Annotated in this window: 8 protein-coding genes; 3 read left to right on the top strand and 5 right to left on the bottom strand. The window is 72.1% G+C overall.

Going from position 1 to position 8163, the window contains the following annotated elements; all coding sequences use genetic code 11:
- Positions 1-127: 127 nt before the first annotated feature.
- From AB0E90_RS50255 to AB0E90_RS50240, 4 genes are read right to left on the bottom strand one after another with little or no spacing between them, the layout of a single operon-like run.
- Complete coding sequence (locus tag AB0E90_RS50255; protein ID WP_360420741.1) at positions 128-1285, bottom strand: cytochrome P450; 1158 nt, start codon at positions 1283-1285, stop codon at positions 128-130.
- A complete protein-coding gene (locus tag AB0E90_RS50250; protein ID WP_360420739.1) occupies positions 1282-2811 on the bottom strand; it encodes a class I adenylate-forming enzyme family protein in 1530 nt (509 codons plus the stop codon). The genes AB0E90_RS50255 and AB0E90_RS50250 overlap by 4 nt, the downstream gene beginning before the upstream one ends.
- Complete coding sequence (locus tag AB0E90_RS50245) at positions 2811-3533, bottom strand: glycosyltransferase (RefSeq protein WP_360420737.1); 723 nt, start codon at positions 3531-3533, stop codon at positions 2811-2813. The genes AB0E90_RS50250 and AB0E90_RS50245 overlap by 1 nt, the downstream gene beginning before the upstream one ends.
- Positions 3530-4540, bottom strand: a complete 1011-nt coding sequence (locus tag AB0E90_RS50240; RefSeq protein WP_360420735.1) for a ketoacyl-ACP synthase III — start codon at positions 4538-4540, stop codon at positions 3530-3532. Before AB0E90_RS50240 ends, AB0E90_RS50245 begins: the two co-directional genes overlap by 4 nt.
- Before the next feature lie 107 nt (positions 4541-4647).
- On the opposite strand from AB0E90_RS50240, the gene AB0E90_RS50235 reads away from it, so the two are divergent.
- The 3 genes from AB0E90_RS50235 to AB0E90_RS50225 are packed head-to-tail and all read left to right on the top strand — an operon-like array spanning position 4648 to position 7394.
- On the top strand, positions 4648-6219 hold the full coding sequence (locus tag AB0E90_RS50235) for a Na+/H+ antiporter (protein WP_360420733.1): 1572 nt from the start codon (positions 4648-4650) through the stop codon (positions 6217-6219).
- Positions 6216-6479 (top strand): UBP-type zinc finger domain-containing protein, encoded by a 264-nt coding sequence (locus tag AB0E90_RS50230; protein ID WP_360420731.1) that lies wholly within the window; start codon positions 6216-6218, stop codon positions 6477-6479. Before AB0E90_RS50235 ends, AB0E90_RS50230 begins: the two co-directional genes overlap by 4 nt.
- Before the next feature lie 6 nt (positions 6480-6485).
- Entirely contained in the window at positions 6486-7394 is a 909-nt protein-coding gene (locus tag AB0E90_RS50225; protein WP_360420729.1) for a ketopantoate reductase family protein, read from the top strand.
- A gap of 1 nt (position 7395) precedes the next feature.
- On the opposite strand, the gene AB0E90_RS50220 is transcribed toward AB0E90_RS50225, so the two are convergent.
- The gene (locus AB0E90_RS50220; protein ID WP_360420727.1) at positions 7396-8031 is read right to left on the bottom strand and encodes a DUF4360 domain-containing protein; all 636 of its coding nucleotides are present in this window, start codon (positions 8029-8031) and stop codon (positions 7396-7398) included.
- Positions 8032-8163: the final 132 nt, after the last annotated feature.

The raw sequence follows: 8163 nt of genomic DNA, 5'->3' as shown, positions 1-8163 counted from the left end.
TAGTCGTCTTACTCTCAGAGTGACCAGGTGGCCGTCTCACACCCATCCCTCCGTCGAGGGACAAAACCCCAACCGACCTTAAAAGCCGAGTCAAGGAAATCGGGGTCTCGGCCGATTCTCGTAACCCTCATGTGGCGCGCACGATCAGCGAGCGCCAGCTCGGCAGGGCGGAACGGCGGTCGGCGCGAGCCCGGACGACGACCGGGCGGTGCGGCGCCAGGGCGGCCAGGAAGTCGCTGAGCTGCTGCCGGGCCAGCCGAGCTCCCGGGCACGCGTGCGGTCCCGCGCCGAAGACCAGCTGCGCGGTACGCGCCGGTGCCGGATCGATCGGGTCGGGGTCGCGGCGATGGGCGTCGGCCGCGTGCCGGGCGATCAGCAGCATGCGGTCACCCGCGTGCACCCGGCGGCCGCCGAGATCACCGCCCGCGGCGGCAACGCGAGGAAGGAGGGGCGTGGGCGAGGTGACGCGCAACAGCTCATCGGCGAGCGCTGCCTCCCGGGCGTACGCCCACAGGTCCGGCTCCCCGCACACCCAGGCCGCGGCCCGGGGCAGCGCCGCAACGGTGGTATTCACCGCAGCAACCGCAAGCGTGGCAGCCAGCCCACCATCCACCGTCCCGCCGCCGGCCGTGCCACTGCCTGCCGCCCCGTTGCTGGTCGGGCGCCTGCCGGCTGTGCCGCTGCCGGCTGTGCCGCCGTTGGCTGTGCCTCCGCTGACGAGGCGGAGGAGGCGTTCGGCGGCTTGCTGGGATTCGCGCTCGGTTTGCCGGCGGGAGATGCCCGGCAGATGGGCGCGGGCGGCGGTGGCGCCTGCCTCCTGGGCGGCCGTGGCCAGGGCGAACGGATCCACCTTCAGAGCCAGGAGCGCTGCCGCGGTGGTGCCGGCGATCTCCGCGGCCAGCGGGACGAGATCCACGCTTCGGCCGTCGGCGAGTGGGGCCAGGCGGTCGGCCATGAGCTGCACCCAGAGCGGCCGCAGGCGGTCCACCCCGGCTGCCCCGAGGCGCTCGGCCACGTCTCGCCGGGTGCGTCGATGCTCGTCGCCCTGCTGGTCGAAGAGTCCACCGGCGCCGGCGAGCCGGTCGACGGCGCCGCCGGTGGTGCCCTCGGCGGTTCGATCGAGGGGGATGCGGGTCAGCGCCGCCAGGTAGGCCTCCCGGTCATGGACGATCAGGGTTCGCCCCAGGCGCTGAACCGGCCGCCGCCGGACGGCCGCGAGCAGCGCGAACAGCATCGGATGACTTCGCAGGTAGACCCGCCGGTCGAGGGATCGGGAACTGCTCATGCGGTGGCTGCCAGGCGGGCGGTGGCGGCGCGGTCGGGCTTGCGGGAACGGCCGGCCAGGGGGATCGGGGCGAAGATCACCGCGTCGGGGCGGGCGGCGCCCATCCGGGCGAGCGGCTCGCGCAGGGCCGCGCGGACGGTGGCCTCCGACGCGTTCGCCGCCGGCTGGATCACGGCGACGACCCGTTCGTCGCCGTCGCCGGCCGGGACGCCCACGAGCAGGGCCAGCTCGACGCCGGGGACGTGCAGCGACGGCTCGTACAGGCCGGGATAGATGTTCTCGGCCCGCCGCAAGATCATGTCTTTCAGCCGGCCGCCGAGGATCACCCGGCCGTTCTCGACCCGGCCCAGATCACCGGTGGCCACCGCGCTGAACGGCGCCTCGCCCAGGTAACGGTCGGCCGCCGTCGGCCCGGCCAGCATCAGCTCACCGGAGCCGCTTGAGTAGCCGGCTGAGCCGGCCGCGCTGCCCGGGTCGGCCGCGGTGGGTGACCGTGGGCCGTTTGGCTGGGGTGGGGGTGCAGCGCCGGGGGGCTGCTCAGCGGTGGGGCGGACGGTGGCGGTCACGCCGGGTAGGAGGGTGCCGATCAGGTCGCCTTCGCCGGTGTAGGCGGATTTTTCGGCTGACTCGACGGCGGCGGCCGGGAACACCTCGGTCAAGGCGTAGACGCCCCAGGCCTCGCTGGCGCCCGCGGCCCGGACCGCCTCCAGCAGGGCGGCGCTCACCGGGGCCGAGCCGCTGTAGACGCGGCCGGTGAAGCGCACCCCGGCCGCCAGCGCCGCGCGAAGCTGCGGGGGAGTCAGGTAGATCGCCTGCGGCTGCAGGGCGCGGATCTGCCGGCCCAGCCCGCGCCGGGCCGGCAGGGCCACCGGTGCGCCGCTGGCCAGGGACGGCAGCAGGACGAAGAACGTGCCGCCGAGGACCGGCACGTCCGGTGCCGGGCGGACCAGGTCACGCACCGCGGTCATCCCGGCCGAGAGCGAACTCCGCGTGTGCACGACCGCGCGCGGCCGGCTCGTCGTGCCGGAGGTGAAGACGATGACCGCGTCGCCGTCGCCGTCGAAGCCGGGTGGTGGTGGGCCGGGCAGTGGGCGCAGCGGTGGCGGGCCGCCGGGCAGGCGGCGGCCGATGGTGCGGACCGGGGCCAGGGCGCCGAGGTCGGGCAGGGCGAGGTGGGCGCGCCGGGCGAGCGGGGCCAGCCATCCGGCCACTGCCTGGGCGGCGGCGTCGGCGAGGATCAGGCGGGGCTCGGCGAGAGCCAGGCGGGCCCGGAGCACGTCCGGGCCGGCGGTCGGGTCCAGCACGGCGATGCGCAGACCGAGGTGGTACGCGGCGAGCATGGCCGCCAGCGAGCGCGCTCCCGGGCGTACGGCCAATCCGATCGTCTCCCCGGCACCCAGGCCGAGTGAATGCAGCGCCGCGGCGTAGCCGTGGGTGAGCGTGGCCAGCTCACCGCGCGTGACCCGCCCGGCCAGAGCGGGCCGGGCGTCGTCCTCGCGGAGGTTGCCGATGAGTTCGTCGAGCATCAGCGCGGGTCCGCCGTCATCGTGCCGCTGCCCTGGTCGAGGTACCACTTGGCGGTGCCGAGCACGCCGTAGGCGGTGATCCGCCGGGTGGAGTTGGCGACCACCATGTGCCGGCTGTGGACGATGGCGGTGGTGGTGCGGCGGACCCGGTTGAGGAAGGTGCGGTCGGTGGGGGAGGGGCGGCGGGGCATGCCGCCGCACGCCTCGTACAGGGCGGCGGTGATCGCCATGTTGTTGCCGGCATGCATCCGGTAGGGCGCCTTGAACTCGGGTCCGCGGTGCTCGGGGCGGAACCGGCCGAACCACGCGGCCAGCGCGACCAGCAGGCGGAACCAGGCCCGGCCGAGCGGGCCGTGCTCGTCGGCGCGGGCCACGATCCGGCCGCAGGCCAGGCCGCCGCCGGAGGTCAGGGCGTGCCGGGCGGCCGCGACCCAGCCGGGGGCGGGCAGGCAGTCGGCGTCGGTGCGGGCCAGATGGACCGCGCCGTGCGCGATGGCGTGCCGGAATCCGGTGTCGACCGCGCAGCCCACGCCCTTCTCCGGTTCGACCAGCACCCGCGCGCCCAGCGAGCGGGCCATGGAGAGAGTGCCGTCGGTGGAGCCGTTGTCGACGACCAGGAGGGTGAAATCGGTGTCGGTCTGCGCGGCCAGTGCCCGCAGGGTGTCACCGATGCGGGCCGCCTCGTTGTAGGCGGGCACGATCACCCACAGCGGGGCGGTCACGAGACCTCCCAGACCATGGTCATCAGGCTGACGCCGCCGCCCAGCCCGATCAGCAGCACCCGGTCGCCGGTCTCCAGAGACGGACGGACCCGCGCCAGTTGTACGCCGAGGGTCGCCGACGCCATGTTGCCCAGCTCGCCGACGGTGACCTCGAGCTTCTCCCGGGGCACGCCGGTGACCTGCACGAACCGTTCCAGGTAGGGCAGCGTCACCTGATGGACGAGAACTTTGGCGTACGCGTCCCAGTCGTACCCGGTGCGTTGTCTGACCCGTTCGATGAGCCCGACGCCGATCTGCTCGAAGATCCGGCGCAGCCGGTGCCCGTCGCCGGTGAAGTAGGTGTGCTCGTCGCCGCGCGGATGCCGGGAGCCGCCGCCGAAGATGCCGCCGGCCGCCCAGTGCTCGGAGTGGGTCTCGCTGTCCACGTCGAGGATGCCGCCGGTGGCGACCTTCTCGATCAGCACGGCCGCCCCGGCGTCGCCGAACGTGTAACCGGCGAACGCCGTGCGCGCCTGGGCCAGGCCGTCGACCTTGGGGCGCATCGCCCGGGTGGGCGTCTCGCCGGTGACCACGAGGGCCCGGTTGGCGCGGCCGGCCAGGATCATCGAGCGGGCCAGGTCGATGCCGTTGAGGAAGCTGTTGCAGGCGTTCGTGACGTCCATGGCGTGCGCCCGGCTGCCCAGCGCGGCCTGCACCACGTGGGCGGTGGCCGGCTCGGCCATGTCGCGGGTGGCGCTGGCGAACAGCAGCAGGTCGACGTCGAGCGGGTCGCGGCCGGCCTCGGCCAGCACCTTGGTGGCGGCGTCGATGGCGAGGTCCGACGCGTACTCGTCGTCGGCCGCCACCCGGCGCCGCTGGATGCCGGTGGCCTGCTCGAACATGCGCGGCGGCAGCATCAGGCCGCTGGCCACGGCGACGCGGCGCTGCAGCTCGGCCGTCGGCACCTCGCGAGCGGGCAGGGCGTACGCGATCCCGGTGATCCCCACGTTTCTCAGAGGCTCCGTCATGCGCGACAGCCTTTCGTATTTGATGTTGCTGCCGCGTGAGTAGGGATGCTCATCCGGGTGATGCTCCGCACGCGTCACCGCCCGATCGATTCAATAAGCTCTCCGTCATGAGCGGCATTGTCGACGTCGTGGTCCTCGTGGCCATCTCCGTGATCGGCGCGGCCCTGGCCCGCCGCCTCGGGTTCGTGGCGCCGCTGGTCCTGCTGGTGGCGGGGCTCGGGCTGTCATATGTGCCGGGCTTCCCGGAGGCCGAGCTGGAGCCGGAGCTGGTGCTGATCGGCATCCTGCCGCCGCTGCTCTACGTGGCCGCGCTGCAGACGTCGGTGCCGGCGTTCCGCCGGGCGTTACGGCCGATCCTGCTGCTGGCCGTGGGCCTCGTGCTGGTCTCCGCGTTCCTGATCGGCTTCGTGGTGCACTGGCTGCTGCCGGACATCCCGTTCGCCGCCTGCGTGGCGCTGGGCGCGATCGTGGCCCCGCCGGACGCGGTGTCGGCGACCGCGATCGCCCGCCGGATCGGCCTGCCCCGCCGGGTGGTGACGATTCTCGAGGGCGAGAGCCTGCTCAACGACGCGACCGCGCTGGTCCTGGTGCGGATCGCGACCGGTGCGCTGGCCGGCGGCGCGGTCGGGTTCTGGCCGATCGCCGGGCAGGTGGCGCTCAAGGCCGGCGGCGGCGTGCTGATCGGCCTGCTCGGCGCGTTCCTGGCGGCCAAGCTGCACCGCAAGATCGAGGACCCGCTGCTGGACGACGCGGTCTCGCTGCTCACCCCGTTCGTGGTGGTGATCGTGGCCGAGGAGCTGAAGAGCTCCAGCGTGGTGGCCGTGGTGATCGCCGGGCTCTACCTGGGGCACCGCATTCCTTACCTGTTGTCGGCGACGTCGCGGCTGCAGATGGACGCGGTGTGGCGGCTCATCACGTTCCTCCTCGAAGGTGTGGTGTTCCTGCTGGTGGGGCTGCAGCTGCGGCACATCGGCGAGAGCATCGAGACGGGGGTGGGCACCACCGTCTCGCTCACCGCGGCGGTCTTCGCCACGCTGGTCGTGGTGCGCTTCCTGTGGATGTACCCGGCGACCTATCTGGCGCGGCTGGTGCCGCGGATCCGGCAGCGTGAGGAACGGCCGCCGATCACCGTGCCGACGGTGCTGGCCTGGGCCGGCATGCGCGGCGTGGTGACCCTGGCCGCCGCTCAGACGCTGCCGCCGGTGGGCGGCAAGGTGCCGGAGTACCACCGGGACCTGTTCATCTTCGTGGCCTTCGCGGTGATCGTGCTGACCCTGCTGGTCCAGGGCACCACGCTGCCCTGGCTGGCGGTGCGGCTCGGGGTGCGGCAGGACACCACCACCGAGGACGCCTTGGCCGAGGCGGGCGTGCAGCACCAGGCGGGGCGGGCCGCGCTGGAGGCGCTCGACGACCACGCCGGGGACGCGCCGACCGAGGTGGTCGACCGGCTGCGGGCGCTGGTCGGCAGCCGATCCAACAACGCCTGGGAACGGCTCGGCAATCAGGAGCAGGAAACCCCCTCGGCGGCGTACGGTCGGCTGCGTCGCGAGATGATCGGTGCCGAGCGCCGTGTCTTCAAGATCGCCCGGAACGAGGGCCGGATCCCTGAAGAGGTGCTCATCCGCGCTCAGCGCGAGCTCGACCTGGAAGAGTCCCAGCTGCAACGGAGTGACGATTGAACTGCCTGCACCTCAGCGATGCCGGTGACCCGGAGCCGCAGACGGCGTACGAGGACGGGTGCCCGCAGTGTGTGGCCGCCGGCTTCACCGGATGGGTGCACCTGCGTGTGTGCCTGGACTGCGGCGTGGTCGCCTGCTGCGACTCGTCGCCGCGCCGGCACATGTCCGCGCACCACGAAGAGAGCGGACACCCGGTGATGCGATCGTACGAACCGGGTGAGAAGTGGCGTTGGTGCTTCGAGGACGAGCTTCTAGGGTGATTCCCCGTGCGGACACTTTTCGTGGGAGCGGGCGCCACCGGCGGATATTTCGGCGGCCGGTTGGCCTCGGCCGGTAAGGACGTCACTTTCCTGGTCCGGCCCGGCCGTCAGGCGGTTCTGAAGAAACGGGGGCTGCGGATCAAGAGCCCGGACGCCGAGACCGTCGTGCAGCCGCGGACGCGCACCGCCGTCGACGGCGCGTACGACCTGGTCGTGCTGGCCGTGAAGAGCTACGGCCTGGAGCAGGCGTTGCTCGACATGGCCCCGGCGATCGGGCCGCAGACCGTGATCGTGCCGCTGCTCAACGGCATGCGGCACATCGAGGAGCTGCAGGGCGCGTTCGGGGCGGAGCGGGCCTGGGGCGGCGTCTGCCTGATCTCGGCGACGCTCGACGACGACGGTGACGTGGTGCAGATGACCGGGATGCACCGCCTCGGCTACGGGCCGCTGGACGGCTCGGAAGACGAGCGGCTGCCCGAGGTGACCTACGCGCTGAGCGGGCCGGAGTTCGACTCGAACCCGTCGCACACCATCGTCCAGGACATGTGGGAGAAGTGGATCTTCCTGGCCAGTCTGGGCGCGGCGACCACGCTGATGCGGGGTTCGGTCGGCGACATCAACGCGGCGCCCGGCGGCCGTGACTTCGGGGCGCGGATCGCGGCCGAGGCGATGGCGATCGCCACCGCGGCCGGTCACCCGCCCCGGCCCGGCGCGGTGTCCCTGCTGCAGACCGGCCTGGCCGGGACCGGGGTGTCGACGTCGTCGATGTACCGGGACATGGTGCAGGGCGCGCCGGTCGAGGCGGACGCGATCCTTGGCGACTTCGTTGCCGAAGCCGCCAAGCACGACGTACCGGTTCCGATGCTGTCGGCGGCGTACACCGCGTTGAGCATCTATTCCGCTAAGCGGGCCTGAATCAGCACTTCTTCCAGGCGAGGTGGTAGACGGTGGCCAGGGCGGTGTCGGTCGAGTCCATCGTGATCATGTTGAGGACCTTGCCGTCCGACGACCCGGTACCGATGCGCAGTTCGGTGTTGATGTTGAGGTAGCGCTTCTCGCCGCACGGGGCCCACGAGTACGACTCGAGCGCGACCTGGTCGGTGACCTGCCAGTCGCCGTCGTAGACGCCGGCGAAGTTGTGCCGCGACCGGGCGGTCTGCGAGTAGCCCTGGAAGTAGTAGTTCGCCTGCTCGTACGCCCACGCGCCCTTCACCAGCCGCATGTAGCCGCGGTAGTCGGTCTTCGCGATCGCGTAGGTGTAGCCGGACGGCACGTGCACGTTCAGCGCCAGCTGACAGTTGCGCCGGAACTCGTCGGGCGCGGAGCCGCTGCCGGCCTGCGCAACGTACTTGCTGTAGAGCACCGTGAAGGCGGTGTTGTCGAGCGCGGGCAGCACCTCGGCGGAGTCGCCGGGGCAGCCGGTGCCGTTGAGGCCCACCACGTCGATGACCATCTTGTCCGGCGGCGGCGGAGTGGCCTTGGCCGGCGACGTCAGCGGCGAGCCCACCAGCGACGACAGGAACAGGGCTCCGGCGGTCAGTACCTGCAACATTTAGATTTCCCCCTGCGAATAGCCGAATTTGATTTACGAAAAAGGCTTACGAATTGTTCGTGCAAACCCTGACGTAACGTACTTTTCGCAGGTGGTTATGGACTCGATGTCGCCCAGGAATCATTTCTCCGG

Source organism: Actinoplanes sp. NPDC026619 (assembly GCF_040638295.1).
Lineage (GTDB): Bacteria > Actinomycetota > Actinomycetes > Mycobacteriales > Micromonosporaceae > Actinoplanes.
Note: the sequence above shows the minus strand (reverse complement) of the source record. Positions and strands in the feature narration are given on the sequence as shown.

Excerpts from the sequence above, each read along its gene's own strand:
- AB0E90_RS50255 (WP_360420741.1), bottom strand. The coding sequence starts at position 1,285 with ATGAGCAGTTCCCGATCCCTCGACCGGCGGGTCTACCTGCGAAGTCAT.
- AB0E90_RS50250 (WP_360420739.1), bottom strand. The coding sequence starts at position 2,811 with ATGCTCGACGAACTCATCGGCAACCTCCGCGAGGACGACGCCCGGCCC.
- AB0E90_RS50240 (WP_360420735.1), bottom strand. The coding sequence starts at position 4,540 with ATGACGGAGCCTCTGAGAAACGTGGGGATCACCGGGATCGCGTACGCC.
- AB0E90_RS50235 (WP_360420733.1), top strand. The coding sequence starts at position 4,648 with ATGAGCGGCATTGTCGACGTCGTGGTCCTCGTGGCCATCTCCGTGATC.
- AB0E90_RS50220 (WP_360420727.1), bottom strand. The coding sequence starts at position 8,031 with ATGTTGCAGGTACTGACCGCCGGAGCCCTGTTCCTGTCGTCGCTGGTG.